General features: G+C 40.3%; 13 protein-coding genes. All 13 read right to left on the bottom strand.

Translation table 11 applies throughout. The features are described from left to right. Positions 1-13 precede the first annotated feature (13 nt). The 13 genes from P9Q65_RS00140 to P9Q65_RS00080 all read right to left on the bottom strand — a co-directional run bounded on the left by P9Q65_RS00140 (position 14) and on the right by P9Q65_RS00080 (position 17,245). Positions 14-658 carry an ECF transporter S component gene (locus P9Q65_RS00140; protein WP_304507050.1) on the bottom strand — a complete coding sequence of 215 codons (645 nt, stop codon included), beginning with the start codon at positions 656-658 and terminating at the stop codon, positions 14-16. A 211-nt stretch (positions 659-869) separates the two neighbouring features. Continuing rightward, positions 870-1,250, bottom strand: coding sequence for a DUF6145 family protein (locus P9Q65_RS00135; RefSeq protein WP_304507049.1), 381 nt, complete (start codon positions 1,248-1,250; stop codon positions 870-872). 1 nt (position 1,251) lies between these two features. Then, positions 1,252-2,223, bottom strand: a complete 972-nt coding sequence (locus tag P9Q65_RS00130) for a biotin--[acetyl-CoA-carboxylase] ligase (RefSeq protein ID WP_304507048.1) — start codon at positions 2,221-2,223, stop codon at positions 1,252-1,254. A 53-nt stretch (positions 2,224-2,276) separates the two neighbouring features. Continuing rightward, the gene (locus tag P9Q65_RS00125; protein ID WP_304507047.1) at positions 2,277-2,678 is read right to left on the bottom strand and encodes a thioesterase family protein; all 402 of its coding nucleotides are present in this window, start codon (positions 2,676-2,678) and stop codon (positions 2,277-2,279) included. Continuing rightward, the gene (ftsH, locus tag P9Q65_RS00120) at positions 2,678-4,603 is read right to left on the bottom strand and encodes an ATP-dependent zinc metalloprotease FtsH (RefSeq protein WP_304507046.1); all 1,926 of its coding nucleotides are present in this window, start codon (positions 4,601-4,603) and stop codon (positions 2,678-2,680) included. Before ftsH ends, P9Q65_RS00125 begins: the two co-directional genes overlap by 1 nt. A 190-nt stretch (positions 4,604-4,793) precedes the next feature. Beyond that, on the bottom strand, positions 4,794-5,324 hold the full coding sequence (gene hpt, locus P9Q65_RS00115) for a hypoxanthine phosphoribosyltransferase (protein WP_304507045.1): 531 nt from the start codon (positions 5,322-5,324) through the stop codon (positions 4,794-4,796). Next, positions 5,321-6,685 (bottom strand): tRNA lysidine(34) synthetase TilS, encoded by a 1,365-nt coding sequence (gene tilS, locus P9Q65_RS00110; protein WP_304507044.1) that lies wholly within the window; start codon positions 6,683-6,685, stop codon positions 5,321-5,323. Before tilS ends, hpt begins: the two co-directional genes overlap by 4 nt. 288 nt (positions 6,686-6,973) lie before the next feature. After that, positions 6,974-9,376 carry a stage II sporulation protein E gene (spoIIE, locus tag P9Q65_RS00105; protein ID WP_304507043.1) on the bottom strand — a complete coding sequence of 801 codons (2,403 nt, stop codon included), beginning with the start codon at positions 9,374-9,376 and terminating at the stop codon, positions 6,974-6,976. Positions 9,377-9,631: 255 nt separating this feature from the next. Next, positions 9,632-12,274 (bottom strand): S-layer homology domain-containing protein, encoded by a 2,643-nt coding sequence (locus P9Q65_RS00100; RefSeq protein WP_304507042.1) that lies wholly within the window; start codon positions 12,272-12,274, stop codon positions 9,632-9,634. 137 nt (positions 12,275-12,411) lie between these two features. Continuing rightward, entirely contained in the window at positions 12,412-13,671 is a 1,260-nt protein-coding gene (locus tag P9Q65_RS00095; protein ID WP_304507041.1) for an amidohydrolase, read from the bottom strand. Between the two features lie 12 nt (positions 13,672-13,683). Next, positions 13,684-14,493, bottom strand: coding sequence for an MBL fold metallo-hydrolase (locus P9Q65_RS00090; RefSeq protein ID WP_304507040.1), 810 nt, complete (start codon positions 14,491-14,493; stop codon positions 13,684-13,686). Between the two features lie 245 nt (positions 14,494-14,738). Next, positions 14,739-16,073 carry a glucose-6-phosphate isomerase gene (locus P9Q65_RS00085; RefSeq protein WP_330695074.1) on the bottom strand — a complete coding sequence of 445 codons (1,335 nt, stop codon included), beginning with the start codon at positions 16,071-16,073 and terminating at the stop codon, positions 14,739-14,741. A gap of 71 nt (positions 16,074-16,144) precedes the next feature. Then, positions 16,145-17,245, bottom strand: coding sequence for a G5 domain-containing protein (locus P9Q65_RS00080; RefSeq protein ID WP_304507039.1), 1,101 nt, complete (start codon positions 17,243-17,245; stop codon positions 16,145-16,147). Positions 17,246-17,315: the final 70 nt, after the last annotated feature.

Below are 17,315 nucleotides of genomic sequence, written 5' to 3'. Positions count from 1 at the left end.
TTTACCGATAGCCTTAGTTTGAACGAATTTTTTTATATAATACTTTTTTCAGTGTTTTAGAAACCACCCCACCAACGATACAAGTTGCAGGCATCTCCAACAAACCATTCACACCGACAAAGGTAAGTACAAATGCAAAAAAGCTTAAGTTGCCTATACTGGCATTAATGGACTGTATAAATTCCGTATTCCAGAAAAACAACATGAGTGCTCCCATAAACAGCACTGTATTAAATAATGCGGCAAGAAGCCCACCTATGAAAAAGGAAACTGTTTTGGAACGGTCTAACTTTTCAATTCCTTTAAAAGCCAGGCCCGTAAACCACCCCATCAAAGCTCTTGTAGGTACGCAAACAAGAAAAGTCAAAAAGGGATTAATTCCCAAAAGCGCCGCCCCAAAAGGACTCATTCCAAAACACTGGTAAAAGCTTGTCAACCCGAAAACCGCCCCCAAAAGCAAACCCGCCTTGGGTCCGATAATCATTGCTCCAATTGCAACGGGAATTGTAATTAATGACACCTCTAAACCAGCCGTTCGAAGGTAGCCTAAAGGGGTAAATGACATTAGCAAAATAATTGCAATCATCATCCCTGTTGTCGTTAATTCCTTCGCAGAAATCCTGTTTTCGTTTTTCATTGCCACTAGTTGTTCACTCATTTAAATATAGCTCCTTTCATTCTCACTCTTATGCTCCGCATAGCGGAAGATATAAGATTACTAGGTTGTTTTTTTGTTAAACTTCCTAAGCATTCGAAGTATATCTGGCTTCTTAAAACCATGACATCTTTCCCTGATTTCCTCTTAGAAAGGTTACCATGAACCATTATAACAGCTAATGAAATAATTACAATATATTTTTAAAAATTCGTTAATTTTTGTACAATGTTTCTCCATTTTCTGATTCTTCTAAAAGCTTGTCCTTTAATTTTTCCCCTTCTTCCGTAAAAAAAATGGTAAACCATGCTGTTAAAGATGCAAGCAGACTTTTTTGTTTACGAATAATCTCCTTTACCTCTAACTCTGCGCCAATTTCATCAAAATTGAAATCGTCCTCCCGCTTTACGGTTTCAAAATAAATTTCACCGTTTTGGCGAAACCCCATGAGAAAAGTACAACCAAGCTTTTGCGCCGTTGTAACGCAAATGATACGTATCTCCTCCTGAATGGATTCAGGAAGCGCCTGAAACTTTGGCTCCAAATAATATTTTTGCTTCTCATAGCTCGCCGCTGCCAAAATAAAGTCACTCAACTTACTTTCCCCCTCTGATAGAAACCTCTCCGGAAAACACAATTTCTTGTTTCCCATTATCCTTCCTAATCACTACCAATTCACCCTCCGGCGTAATATCCACCGCTTGCGCAAAAAAAGTTTCCTTTCCAATCACCCTAACTTCCTGATTAAGGGTACTGCACTTTTCCTTGTACCTTGATAAAAACGGTGCAAAACCGGAATGAGAACTGATAAACGCTTCATACAAATTTTCAAAATTCAGTAAAACCCGTTGCAGGATGTTCTTCCTGGAAAAAGTTCTACCACTTTCCAAATAAAGGGATGTTGCAACATCATTTACTCCCTCCGGAAATTCTGCTGTATTCACATTAATGCCGATTCCAACAATCACAAAATGGGTTTCCTGCATTTCGCAATCCATTTCCGTTAGAATTCCAACCAGTTTCTTTCCATTTAATAAGATATCATTGGGCCACTTAATTTGAGGGGAAAGGCCTGTTTCTTCTTCTAATGCTTGGCAAACAGCCAAACCCGCCAAAAGGGTAAGTACGGATGCTTCTGAAGGGAAAATCGTAGGACGCAGTAATATGCTCATCCAAATACCGGAACCGGCAGGAGCTTCCCAATGTCTTCCTCGTCTGCCCCGTCCTGCCGTCATTTGTTCTGCAACGGCTATGGTTCCTTCCGGTGCCCCCTCTACTGCCGCCGCGCGCAAACATCCATTGGTGGTATCCGTAATTTTATAAAAGAAAATGGGATGCCCAAATTTTTTTGTCTCCAGCCCCTGAGCAATCTCCTTATCATTATACATGGTATCATGCAAAACCAAGCGGTAGCCCTTATTGGTAACAGCTTCAATTTCATAACCCTCTTGCCTCAATTTTTTGATTCCTTTCCAAACGGCGGCTCGGCTAATGTCCAATTGCTTTCCAATCCCTTCGCCTGAAAGAAATCCCGATTCTCGACGTAATATTTCTAAAATTCGATACATATGATAGCCTCCGTCAAAAAAAGAGCGCCTATGAGACGCTCTAAATTCTTACCTTACGCTTTTGCCTTGCTGTTTACACGGCTCATAAATTTTTGTAGTTCAATAATTGCACGGCCATGGGTACCTTCGCAGATTTTGTCAACTTCATCATAAGCTTTAATCTGGAATGTTAAGAGCTTACCGTTTACTTCTGTTAACTCTACTACAACACGTACCTTCATTCCCACGGGAGTAGCTGCCATATGCTTAAACTCAAAAGATGTTCCCACAGTTTCCCAGCCTTCTGGCAAAAACGGCTTTACAGCACCAATAGAGGTACCTTCAATCCATGATAATAATCTAGGAGATGCAAAAACAGGTACATTATCGTTACCGAATACAGTTGCTGTATCCGCCTCCTCAACAATATATTCTCTTTCATAGGTAATGCCGGGTACAATGTTGTTAAAATCCATTAGTCTTGCTCCTCTCTATCTTCTCTTATGTTTTGCGAATCTGTAATTGCTTTTGTTTCTTCCGTTGAGATGCCTAAAACTTCATTACGCACCTCTTGGTCAAATAATTTACGGAAATCATCTCCCGTTACTTTTTCTTTTTCCACAAGGAGTTTTGCTGAAGCATGCAATACTTCCAAATTCTCTTTTAAAATTCGTATTGCTTCATCATAAGCATAAGTTACAATACGTTTCACTTCTTTATCAATATCCGTTGCAACAGCTTCGCTGTAATTGCGCTGATGTCCCCAATCTTTGCCGATAAACACCTCATTGTTGTCATCACCAAACTGTATCGGGCCCAAAATATCGCTCATACCATACTTTGTAACCATATTTCTGGCCATTGCCGTTGCACGTTCAATGTCATTTGACGCACCTGTGGTTATATCTTTAATTACAATATATTCCGCAGCACGACCGCCCAATAAGCTGATGATTTCCTGTTCCATAAACATCTTTGTCATATACATTTTGTCTTCCCCGGGCAACGGCATGGTGTAACCCCCTGCCATACCTGTAGGAATGATGGAAATACTATGAACAGGATCCAACTCGCTTAAAACTTCAAATAGAATGGCATGGCCGCTCTCATGGTAAGCCGTAATATATTTTTCTTTTTCAGAGATAACTCTGGTCTTTTTCTCTGTTCCCACGCCAATTTTGATAAGGGCTTTCTGAATTTCTGCCATATCAACGGCGGTTTTATTCGCTCTGGCTGTTAATAACGCCGCTTCATTCAAAAGGTTTGCTAAGTCAGCACCTGTAAACCCTGCTGTTGTTTGTGCAACAACCTTTAAGTCAACATCAGGTGCCAAAGTTTTTCCTTTGGAATGCACACGCAAAATTGCTTCTCTGCCCTTTACGTCAGGTCTGCCAACATAAACCTGTCTGTCAAAACGACCGGGACGCAACAGCGCAGGATCTAAAATATCTGCACGGTTTGTGGCAGCAATAATGATAACGCTATCGTTAATCCCAAAACCATCCATTTCAACAAGAAGCTGATTCAAAGTTTGCTCTCTTTCATCATGTCCGCCACCAAGTCCGGCGCCTCTGCGACGACCTACGGCATCAATTTCATCAATAAAAACAATACTTGGCGCATGTTTTTTTGCCTGCTCAAATAAATCACGCACACGTGATGCACCAACGCCGACAAACATTTCCACGAAATCCGATCCGGAAATGCTAAAGAAGGGTACGCCTGCCTCTCCTGCAACAGCCTTTGCCAACAATGTTTTACCTGTCCCCGGAGGGCCTACTAAAAGGACGCCTTTGGGAATACGTGCACCCAAATTCGTAAATTTTTGAGGGGTTCGGAGAAATTGAACCAATTCTTCAAGCTCCGCCTTCTCTTCATCACAGCCTGCAACGTTTTCAAAGGTAATTTTATTTTCACCCTCAACGCTCATCTTTGCTTTGCTCTTGCCAAAGCTTGCCATCTTCCCGCCGCCGCCTTGAAGCTTATTAAACAGCAGCATAAAAAACAGCACCATAACAATCATCATAATCAAAGACGGTAATATGGTTGAAAGCAAACTTTCTTTTTGTACATCCTCCGTTGTTACTTTAATTGCGTCCCCATCAGCAACTTTTTGATCCACACGTTCTTGGAAAGTAGAAATACTGGGAATATTTACAGTAATCACACTGCCATCGTTAAGTGTTGCATCCACAGTACCAAAATCCCCAACTTCTTTGCTTCTACTAATGTCAAGCTCTTTTATATTTCCGCCTTCCAGCTCGCTTACTAAGTCACTGTAAGTATATGCCTCTTCTTCCTTCTGAGGATTGGTGAATCCCTCGCCATTGAAGGCCAAAAAAGCCAAAATAATAACAAAAATCACCGCATACAGCCCTATGGCCTTCCAGTATTTATTCAATAGATTCCCTCCTGTTGATTCGTAATGCGAATTTTTTTCTTTTCTTCTCCTGAATCCGTATCAGTTAATAATTTTATCATATTTTAATAAAAAAGGCAACGAAGGATTAGAAAAGTTTAACCAAAAACAACTCTTTTTCCTACAAAAAAAGAAGAAGAGTTCCTCGCAGAAAACTCCTCTTTTTTATTACTTACTCTTCGTCAAAGTGCAATACACCTACATAATTTAAATTACGATATCTTTGAGCATAATCTAAGCCATACCCAACAACAAATGCATCGGGAATGGTAAAACCGACATAATCAACAGGCACATCAACAACACGTCTGTCAGGCTTGTCCAGAAGAGTACAAATCTTAAATGTTTTTGGTTCTCTTTTCAATAAAAGCTCTCTCAAATGGCTCAGTGTTCTACCACTGTCGATAATATCTTCAATTAAAAGAACATTTTTACCTGAAATATCTTCATCCAAATCACGCAAAATCTTGATTTTACCTGAGCTTTCGGTGCCATTGCCATAGCTGGAAACATCCATAAAGCTCATAGTAACGGGCATTTTCAGTCTCTTAGAAAGCTCTGTCAAGGTCACAACGGCTCCCTTTAATACACAAACCAACTCTACCTGTTCGCCGCCAAAATCTTCATAAATCTGCTCGGCCATTTCTTCTAATCTTTTGCTGATTGCCTCAGCGCTGATCATAACTTCTACTCTTTCTTTCATTCCCTAACGAACCTCCGTATCTGAACTGTTAAAAACCGTTTTGTTTCCTCATCTGGCTGATAAGCCGCCGAAATCCGCTGATCCACTACCCAAAGAATCTCATTCTCAAAGGCAATCAGAGGTAAACTCTCCCGCTCTTCTCTGGGAATTTTTTCATCAATCAAAAAATTTTTCAGCTTCTTTCGTCCGTTTCCAATGGCAAGGCTATCGCCTTTTTGTCTGGTTCGACAAAAAATCGCACAGCCTATTTTATCATAATCAAATACTTTCGTACAGTAATCTTCTCTATTTTCTGCTTTTTTTTCTGTACAAACCCAAGCACGCACAAAAAAATCCGCTTCCCCAACAAAGATTTCCTGATCCAAGGGCAAGGAATAGGAAAATCCTTTGCTTTTCTCTACCTCTTTTTTTATAGTTAACACACCATAATTTTTCCTCACATGAATTTTATTCGGTAAATTCAAGCTCTTACCACTTTCCTGCTTCATAAGCCCCTCCAGTAATTCAAAATGAATGGAGGATACATCTTTTTTGGCCCCTAATTTCCGAAAAGCCATTGCGAAAACTCTTTTCCGCATTACCTTATGCATATCCATTAATGCATTTACCTTAAGGGTCACCTCGTCTTTGCCCGCGCTTTCCAAAGCCTCGTAATATAGAGCTCTGGCTTGCCCCTGCAAATATTTCTCTTCCTCCGCTAATATTTCCGCAGTTTGGGCAATATGTTCTGTTGCTCTTGGATAAATTTCCTCCAATAGAGGTAGTATTTCATTTCTAACCCGATTTCTGGTATAAATATTTTCTTGATTTGTACTGTCCTGACAATAATGCAGGCCATTTTCCTCACAATACTCCTCAATTTCTTTTCTTGTGCAAAATAGCAACGGGCGCACAATATAATCCCGCACAGGTCGAATTCCCGCCAATCCTGCACCCCCAGCACCTCGACAAAGACGCATCAAAACCGTCTCTCCTTGGTCATTTTTATTATGGGCAACAGCTACAACTCCGCCTTTTCTCTCCTTATCAAAAACTTCGTAACGAAGCAAGCGCCCTGTTTCTTCTGTACCTAAGCCTCTTTTTTGGGCTTCTTTTGCCACGTCAAAGTAAAATATCTTACAAGGAATTTCCCATTTACGGCAAATTCCCTCCACAAAATCTCGATCTCGGTCAGCCTCTACTCCTCGTAAACCGTGGTGCACATGGATTGCGGTTATGTTCCAGCTTTCCGAAGATGCAAAGCCCTTTAATATGTGCAACAACGCAACGGAATCGGCACCGCCGGATACACCAACCACAATATTGGCACCCTGCGGGCACATGTGAAATTCTTTAATTGTACACCAAACCTTATGTTCCAAGCCGAAAGCCCCCAAACAAAATTTCAGATAACCCCTGTCCATAAAAACAGAAATTTTCCCAGCTTCATCAATAAAAATATGTATTCACTTTACATGAAATTTGGGGAAATAGCAATAACCTGATGCGTTTTACTTAATCCAACCCATTTAAAACGAAAAATCTCTCCCGATTTCGAAAAACCAGGAGAGATTTTGCCAACCCAATAAAATCAATTATATTTACTTATCTTAACCAAGGAAAAATTTCACTCTATTAGCATGAACTAATGTTCAATTTTTTATTCACTGTTAAGCACTTTTTCTTTTTTTCCAAAATCGCCCTGCCAAAACAGTCATATCGTCTTTTGCACCATCCTTCCTTTCTTTTTCCGCCTCTTTCAGAATATATTCCGCCGCATCCTGCGGATTGGCTAATGGAAATTTTTCTAATTTATCTTTTAACCATCCGGCTGTAACGTTTTCGCCACCTAATGCCTCCGTAATTCCATCAGATAAGAGAAAAAGGATATCTCCATCTTTTAAAAGCATTTCATTTTTTACTATTTGCACTTGTTGCAATATCCCTGCCGGCAAGGTGTGGGCTGTTACCGTCAAAATACGCCCGCCTCGGCTTATGTAAGAAGAAACAGCTCCCAGCTTGATAAATTCCGCTCTGCCATCAAATAAGTCAACGGCACAAATATCAAGGGTTGCATAGGTTTCTTCGCCTTTTCTCAATAACAGTGCTGAATTTATCATTTTCACCGCCAAATCTCGCTCAAACCCTGCCTCTGTAAACTGTTCCAGTAGTTCAATGGCGGTTCTGCTTTCTTCAGCCGCACTCTTTCCCTGTCCCATACCGTCAGATAACGCCATAAGAGCCATCCCCTTGTCCGTCTCCAAAAAAGCCGTGGTATCGCCAATGGGCTGATTTTGCGCTGCCGAAGAAAAAGCTGTGGCCGTTGTCAAACTGAAAGCGGGAACCTCCGTAAAGCAGAGCGTACATATCCCATCCTTCTGGCAATGGCAGGTGTTTCCATCTTTTAAAACCATAGGACGATTCATTGTTCGCTTTACCAAAGGCAATAATTTACTTTTACATATGCCTCGGCATCCACAGCCACGGAAGGAAATTTGCACTTGCCTGCCATATCTGTTTTTTTCCTCCACTACGCGAACGTCTCGCAAACGAATGCCTTCCTTTGCACATTCCTCCTTTAACATTTGTCCAGCTTGTTCTAAAAAAACATAGCCGACTTCAAGCTGGTCAGAAAGACCTAATAAAATATCACTTACCGCTGTCATTTGCTGACCCACCAGCTCCCTGCACTCTGCCAATCGTCCCAACCAAAGGCGATCTCTTCGATAGCCGTCATAAGCCTTATTTACCGTTTCCACAAACAGATCTCCTCTTGCACACATTTGTCGAAAGGGCTCCGGCAATTGAGATAGAGTAACACAGCCTTTCTCCTCACAGTGGGATAGGGCAGAAAACGTCATACTGTAAGTACGATATAATTCCTCATTCCAACAATAGTGCGCCATACCACAGCCTTGACAGGCCTTCTCCGCAATGGTATCCACCAGTTTAGAGACATCCTTTTTCTCCTGCACCTCCTCTTGGTGTACAAAGGTTTTTGCCAATGCAGAAAATGCTTGGGAAAAGCCCATAAGCCTTTCCTCCAGCAATTCCTTTTTTCTAATATATTTATCTTTACTACCCTCTTGTTCCCATAAGTTTCCTGTCATCCATACAAGGCATTTTTTAGGGGTAAGTAGAAATGCTGTTGCGCCCAATGCCCATCCCCCTGCCCACAATGGCGCTACCAAAGAAGGGCTGGCATAAAACAAAAACAACAACGGGGTAATAATAAGGGTCAACACCAATGCAAAGCGTCCCATATCCTTGAGACAACCTGCTATCAATCCGCTCACACCAAGAACCGTGAAAAACAACAAATCTACACCGCTGCAAAGATACAGTAAGAGTCCAAACAATATCCCCGCTGCTGCACCTCCGCCCATTCCATCGCGCCAAGCACAAGCAGCCACGAAATATGCCAAAAGACAGGGAAGCAATCCTTGTTCCAGATACGGCACCTCCATTGTGGAAAGTCCCGCCAACGCTCCTCCCAGCAGAAACACCAAGCCCAAGGTTTCTTCTCGACTGGGTATGGAAACCGTTCTTTTCTCCCACAGAAACATAACACCTTTTTGTGCAAGCAAGGAGAGACCTACGGACAAAGCGCTTTCCATTCCCGCAACTGCAAAATAAAAGGTTAAACCTCCTTTGCTGATTGCTAAAAAAATCCCCGCCAATGCCATAGCAAACGCCCCAAGAAGTGCCTTTTTTAACATTTCATCCCGTTCTACAAACCTCCCCAATGTCAGTTGGATTGCACATGCAGCAGCTAGTGCCGCTCCTGCCTTTAAAGGAATATCTACAATACATCCGGCCGCAACGGAAATCAATGCGCCCCAAAATAAAATTCCCTCCCCGAAAAATAAAGATATGTATGCAATCCCCATGGGACGTAGTATGTGGAGCATTTCTGCCTTTCCCCAGCAGACCCCCATCACACATAACAGCACAAACTTCAATATATCCTTGCCGTGTATCAACTTAGGTAATCGTTCCCTAGCAAAAGGTGTCTCCCTGGACACCACCGGTTCTTGGATAACTCGTTCTAATACGATTTCTGTTTTTTCCATGACTCTTCCCTCCATATTCCCTATTGTAGGAAAATATGACTGCTTTTTTTGTCAATTGCTGGAGGTATCGTACTTTTTTTTACGACAAATATCCTTATAAACCTACGCATCCATTGCAGGTTTGGTTTGCAAGAAAAATAAAAATTAATTTAAGGTACTTCTACATATAAAAGGCTTGTAATCCTATGGATTACAAGCCTTTTTCCGCTATAGCATGATATATTGTTTTAATTTCCCATGATTCTTTGGGCAAACTTATTTATCCGTAGCCGTAATTTTTGTTACTTTATCACTGCTATTAACTTCAAATTTTACATAGCAGTCATCATCTCTATCCTTGCATTTTCCCAAGAATTTTTTCAATCCGCTCAGATCATTATCATAATCACTTTCGTCATAGTGACTGCCCAAATCATCATAATATATTTTTACACTGTCTTTCGCATACCATGTATACTCATCCTCTGAGCTATCCTCTATTTTCAATCTGCCGCTTGAAGTTGATACACTGGTTAAATTACCTTTTGTCGGTTTATCCTCATCCTCATCCTCAATCTTTGCCACTACCTTGGTGACCTTATCATCAGAGTTCAAATAAAGGGTTACTGTAATTACCTCATTGCTGTCCAAGTCATGCCGTGCGTCATCAAAATCACCTTTATCGGCACTTTTTCCATCTAGTGTCATAGTTACATTTCCGGATTTAAAATCATAGGTCTTGGTTTTGGAGTCCTTCCTAATCGTAATATCAAAATATCCTATGTCCCTAAGGGTACCTTTCTCCGTATCATCGGAATCCTCTACCCAATCAGCCTCTATTTTTGTTACATCGTCCTTGCTATTCAAGGTCAGCTTAACTTCTATTTCTTCGTCATGACTGTAAGCATCCTCAAAAGCAGAATCCAATTTGGAAACGGTGGAACTGCTGCCATCCAGCTTTACAGTAACATCATCGTCAATATCATAAGTATAATTCACACCACCAGCACGTATTTCAATTGTATCTCTTTTAGGCTCAATATTTTTAAGAATACCCTCGGTGGCATCTTTATTTTTCCCTGTAATTTCCGTAACATCGCCTTTACTGTTAAAGCCCAGTTCAACTTCATATTCATAATCCTTGTAGCTGCTTCTAAATGTAGAGAAGGATACCGTCTTCTTATCAATTTTAACAGTTGGATCGTCCAAATCGTATTCATAATTCTTACCGTCCACTGTAATTTTAATTTTAGATGATGTCACTTCCTTCAATGTTCCCTTTGATACAGCAGAATTTTTTGTTGTAGCAGAAATTTCTGTAACGACATCATCGCGATCCACCGTTAAAGAAACGCGGTAAGGATTATCCTCATATTGATCCTTTAATTTTGCAAGTGTACTTTTCTTGCCATCAATCTCAACATCCACATCGTCATCAAGATAATAACCGATAGTTTCGCCTGCTGCACTTAATTCAAGACGACGAGTGTTAAGGAACTCCAGCGTTCCATGCGTTTCATCTTCCATGAAATCAATATCAATATTGGTAACATAGCCTTTGCTATCCAATTTCAAAGTAACCTTATAATTATTCTTTTTATAATCACTCATTAGCCTGGAAAAGAGAACTGTTTTCCCATCAAATTTTACCTTAACATCATCATCGGAAAGGGGATAATCATAATCTTTGCTGCCAACCTCTATGGTCAATTTTGAATTGTTCATATAGGTAAGATCACCCGTAAGTGGATTATCTTTGCTGCTCATTGCTTCAATTTTTGTAACGTAGTTTGATTTGTCAAAGGTCAGCGTTACGTTGTACTCATAATCTTCCATTTCATCAATTAAATTAGAAACAGTGGATTTTTTGTCAGCAATTGTAACCTTAACATCATCATCCAAGCGGTATACTTCTTCTTTACTGCCATCCTTTACGGTAATCTTGCTGCTTGTTAAGTCTTTCAATGTGAAGGTCTTGTTGGTAATAATACCATTTACGGATTTATTTATGACTACTGCACTTAAATTTTCTTTATTATATGTAATGGTAACATTATCCCCCGTTCCAATATCCTTTAAGGAAACGGTTTCTTTATCATAAGTCACCTTCACAGAACTGCTTTTGCCAAATACATTTACACCTTCACCGCTATTGGCTTTTACACTTAAAAAGATATCGCCATTCGCCATTATCATACTGTTAATGACTGTTCCTGTTACCGTGCCCGAAGCTGGGGCAGTCGGTGTCGTAGTAGCCGAACCATCCAAATTGTTATATGTAATAACAGATAACACTGCCATCTCTGCACGATTTATTTTGGCTTTGGGATTAAAATTATTATTCGTGTCCCCTACCATGATATTTTTACTATTCAAAAGAGCCAAATATGGCACTGCATCGCTGGAAATTTTAGATTTATCTCCATAAGAAAGGGTTGCACTGTTGTTAACAGTATAAATAGTACCTAGTGCCTTACCAAACATTAATCCAACTTCTTCTCTGGTTGCATATTGTGTGCCATCTTTCAATTTTGTCAAATCACTATTTTCAATTATTTTGTTTTCCAAGGCATAAGCTGTCGCGTTATAAGCCCATGTTGGAATGTTATAGGCACTCATTACAGGTGTCCATTTTGTAACCTCTTGGGAGGATACATCCTGTTTGGTGTGTACCTTCATAATAGAGTAAATCATTTGTACAGATTCACATAATGTAACATTATTTTTGGGCTTGGAATACTTTTTTCCATTCTCAGTATAACCATTCATCAATCCCAATGATTGTGCTTCATCAATGTACTTTTTTGCACCTGACCACGGAGCTGCATTAATATCCGAAAATACAGAACCAAAAGCAGTTACACCCATGCTTCCAAACACTAAAGATGTGGCCATTGCCACCGCTAAAAATTTTTTCATAAGTAAATGCCCCCATTCAACTTATATCTTTTATCCTAAAATTTTGCCACTTCGGGCGTTCTAACTCTACTATAACATACTCATCCGCAAAAAATCTTTTCAAAAATATTAAGGTTGTTATAATATTCCGCCCTTTTTCAATCTTTTCGACGCAACATACAAAGATAATCTTTTTTTCTTTGTTTATATTCCTTGGGATATGCCCTGGCACCTTTTTCTTTCAACAAGTCGTAAATTGTCCCCAGCATAATCTTTGCCGAAGTAAGATAACAATTTTCATAATCCGAAACTTCGAAACTATCATCGTGAAACCGACCTTTTATTCCGGAAAAACCAAACTGAATTGTAGGGATTAAAAAGCTTAAATCTCCTACATCTCCGGATGCTCCCGAAACAGGATTTTCCACGATTTCTTCCGGACCACAAAATAAAAGCATGTTCTCTCTTACTGTTTTGTTTAGTTTCTCTGACTGCTTTAAAGGCAAATACCCCGTAGTGTTTGTAATAAAACACTCCAATTCCAACGCCTTTGCACAATGCTCTAAGCAACTATCCACACGTTTGCAAGCCTCAAACAGTGTTTCATTATCATTGGCTCTTACATAGGTTTCCAAAACAGTACGATCAGGAATTACGTTTACACTCCCGCCACATTCCGTCAAAACCGGATTTAAACGCAATCCTTTTTCCGGAGCAAACTGATCTTTCAAAAAAGAAATCGCATTCATAGCTAAGCTTGCCCCATGCAAAGTGTTTCGCCCCAAATGAGGGGCAGCACCGGAATGGGCAGCACGACCAATAAAAACTGCCTTCTTCGCCATAAAGCCCGCCAATGTGGATCCTACATCAAATTTTGTTCCCTCATCCCCATTGGCATGGGCAGAAAGCACACAATCCACACCGTCAAAACATCCTAAAGCAATCATATTTTGTTTACCCGAACGAAATTCCAGCTTTCCAGCAGCAATCAATTCATCCCGATACTTAAAATCAATATACTCCTCCCCAGGCGTAAAGAAAAAACTAGCCCTGCAATCCGTCTGCTCCATAATCTCTGAATCCTTCAGCGCCTTTAAAACAGACAGAGCCATGGTAGTCTGTATGCTGTGTCCACAGGAGTGAATATTCCCCATACCGTCTTTTCTTGGTAATGCATCTATATCTGCCACAAAGGCAATATGATAACCGTCTCCCCTACCAATGGTTGCAATCACCCCGGTAACCCCAACCTCTTTTTGAAAGGAAACACCCCATTCGTCCAATAAATCTGTTATTTTTTTTGCCGTTCCCACTTCTTTAAAACCCAATTCAGCACAATGAAAAAATGTCTCACCTCGTTGGAAAATGGCCTGCTTCTCCTTCTCAATAAACGAAAATAGTTCTTCTTTTGTAAGCATTCCCATTTCCTCCTATTCCCAATTCAAAACCAATCCAACGCCTACTTCTTCCACCGGACACTCCTTGTCCAAAGCGGCTCTTACCCGAAAAGACGTACAATGGCAAGGATACAAATCTCGTATTTGTTCCTTTGCTAAATAGGAAATTGTTTCTTTCGTACGTTGATTGATGTTAAAAAGGTGAAAACCTCCTAAGATTCCCAACACCTTTTCTTTTCCCAGTATTTTTTTTGCATATGCAATAATATTACAAATCCCTGCATGGGAACAGCCTGTAATAATATAAATTCCCTCATCCGTATTATAAGCTAACGCGGTATCATCCAAAATCATATCCGGCTTCGCTCCATCCTCTTCTTCCAATATGCCAATAGGATACGGCTTTTCGAATCCAATCTCTCTGGGAATCTCCCCAAGAAAAACAAGCTTTTCCGTAAGCCAATAAGGTTTTGTTGTTTCAAAAAGGGAAAAATGCTCTTGCATTGTTTTTTTGTCAAAGGGACATCCAATGGAAAGCCCATCAAAGAAACGGGGTATCAGGGCATGGGGATGGCATATTACCTTTGGTTTTTCACCTTGGCAAACATCCACTAATGATTTCAGCCCCCTGGTATGGTCATTATGTCCATGGGAAAGAACAATGGCATCCGCCTTTGTCACATCAATGGATATATCTGAAGCATTTTTCAAAAACGCAGAGGAATAGCCAACATCAAATAGAAAAGCTTTCCCTTCCGTCTCAATCCAATAAGATACTCCAGGTTCACCCAGATAATAAACATCGATATTTGTATGATTATCCATTAATACTGTAACTTTCATCTATTTCCCCTCCCACATTCTTCCTACCATTATACTTGAAGCACTGAATAAACACAAGGAAGAGAGGATGATCTACTTTTTTTGTGACGAAAACCTGTGAAAAAAGTTTCAATTCTTCTCCACTCTTTTTCCGATTCAACACTATCCCATCTTCCTTCGCTTTTCCCCATAAAAAAGGTGCAGTGTTTGTCTGCACCTTTGAAATATGAATCTTTTCTATAATGAAAACTTAGAAAAACACACAATTATTTAGAAAGCCTTTCCTCCAGCTTCTCCTTTAACGCCTCATATCCCGGTTTTCCAAGCAAAGCAAACATATTTTTCTTATACGCCTCTACCCCTGGTTGATCAAAAGGGTTTACATCCAGTAAATACCCGCTGATGCCAACAGCTTTTTCAAAGAAATAAACCAATGCACCAAAGTGCCATGCATCCATCTTGTCTATTTCAATAACCATATTTGGTACACCGCCATCCATATGGGCAAGCATGGTTCCTGCAAATGCCTTGCTATTGACAAATTGCAATTCCTTTCCCGCCAGAAAATTTAAACCATCTCCATCTCCTTGGTCAAAAGGAATGATTGCCGAAGTTTTGGGTTCTTTGTTCCACAAAACTGTTTCAAAAAAATATCTTCCTCCCTCTTGAATAAACTGGCCTATAGAGTGTAAATCCGTGGAAAAATTCGCAGAAACAGGGAAGACACCCTTGCCATCTTTTCCTTCGCTTTCGGCAAAAAGCTGTTTCAGCCACTCACCAAAAGAAGTCATATGAGGTTCGTAATTTGCAAAAATTTCAACGGTTTTACCCTGTTTATAAAATAAATACCGCATTGCAGCATATTGATAGCATTCATTTTCCTGAATATCTGCCTTTGCATAGGTTTCCATTGCATCCTTCGCCCCAGCCATTACAGCGTCAATATCCACATCTGCCACTGCCATAGCCAATAACCCCACTGCAGTCAAAACAGTAAATCTTCCGCCAATATCATCAGGGATTACAAAAGTTTCATACCCTTCTTCATTACACATTTCCTTTAATGCACCTTTTTCTTTGTCCGTGGTGGCATAAATACGGGAAGCCGCTTCCTCCTTACCATATTTCTTTTCCAAAAGCTGTTTAAAGATACGAAAAGCAATGGCCGGTTCTGTTGTGGTTCCCGATTTTGAAATCACATTGATGGAAAAATCCCGATCGCCTAAAATCTGCAAAATATCGTTTAAATGGGCTGAACTGATGTTATTGCCTACAAAATAAATATTCGGTGTTTCTTTTTTCAGATCATTATAGTACGGGCTTTTGATAAAATCCAAGGCTGTTCTCGTCCCCAAATAAGAACCACCAATACCAATTACAATGAGCACGCTGCTGTCTTGCTTAATTTTTGCCGCCGCCTTTTTAATCCTTGCAAATTCCTCTTTATCATAATTTGGGGGCAAATCCACCCATCCCACAAAATCATTCCCTTTACCGGTTTTATTGTGGAGTACCTCATGACAACGGCGCACCTCTTTGGAAAGCACCATAAATTCTTCTTTTTGCATTGCTTCCCCTTGCAGTAAAAACTTAAGTCCCATTTTGAAATCCTCCTTTTCTTTGTCAAAGGCATACCCTCCCCATTGGGAAAGTATGCCCTTTTTCCAGTTTATTATAAGGTTCCTCTTACGATGATTTCAGGAATAGGCTCAGTAATAATTTCTTTCGAAATTTCCTTCTCCTCCTGAACAAATCCGTTTATCCTCGTAATTTGAATGGTGCTTTTTTTCTGACCTGCCCTCCCCTGCTGTGTCACTTTCTGATAGCTTTTGGGCTGAGTATTATCCGTTTGATATTCATAAGTTTTTGGTTCAACCGTAGTCAAAACTTGTGTTTCATTGGTTTTAACGGACAGCTTCGGTTTATGAATAGGCACATTGAGAACCTGCCCCACACGAATACCCGCTTCAATGGTTAGCCCTTCATTCAAATTAAGCAAATCCTCTACAGAGCAATCATAGTTTTGCGCAAGTTTATATAAGGCATCATTGGATTGTACGGTATAAGTTCCCGTTACAGTAGTGGTAGCCTGCAAAACAGAGGTTGCATCACTTTCTGAAAGCACCTCTTTAGAATCAACAAAATCCGTGGTAATGGTAACACTTTCCACCCATTCCACCGTTGCATCAACGCCCTCCGCCGGAAGATATGGCTCCTTGATGGCATCCAAAACATTGTTTGCCTGTTCTTCGTTTGCCAAAACAACCCCTTTGCCTCCATCAATCATAATAATCGCCGCATTCACTTTATATGTCACCATATTTCGTATCTTTGGTATTAAATGCTCCAGTGTACAAATATCTTTTTTTCGGCTGCTTCCAATATGAATGCGTACCGTCTTTATTTCTTCGTTTAACTTAACCTCAGTGCCTACAATCCCCGCAAGCTGGGTTTCAATTGTATCTGTAATGGTTTCCGCCGTAGCAGACCTTCCTTCCAATACACCAACACTCTCTGAACCAACAAAAACTTCCGTTCCATTTTTCCGTAAAAAGAAGAAAAGGATTATCAGCAAAAACACTAGGCCGATTCCCCAAATGATCTGCTTTCTATTCAATACATTACGTTTTCTGTGTTTTCGTTTCTCCGTATTCTGCGCCTTTTGTGGCCTTCTGCCCTGACTTGTATTATCTCGTCTAGACGTTCTCTCCTTTTTCACGCCATATAATTCCCGCTCTTGTCTACGGGGAAAATTATCTTTTCCTTCGGCCACCTTTACGCCACCTTCTTTCTTACACGATTCGTCTAAAACTACTATCATTTTAAATTATTCAACAACGGAT

This window comes from Anaerotignum sp., assembly GCF_030625865.1.
Taxonomy (GTDB): Bacteria; Bacillota; Clostridia; order Lachnospirales; family Anaerotignaceae; genus Chakrabartyella.
The sequence above is the reverse complement of the archived record's forward strand: the minus strand, read 5'-3'. Positions and strand labels throughout refer to the sequence as shown.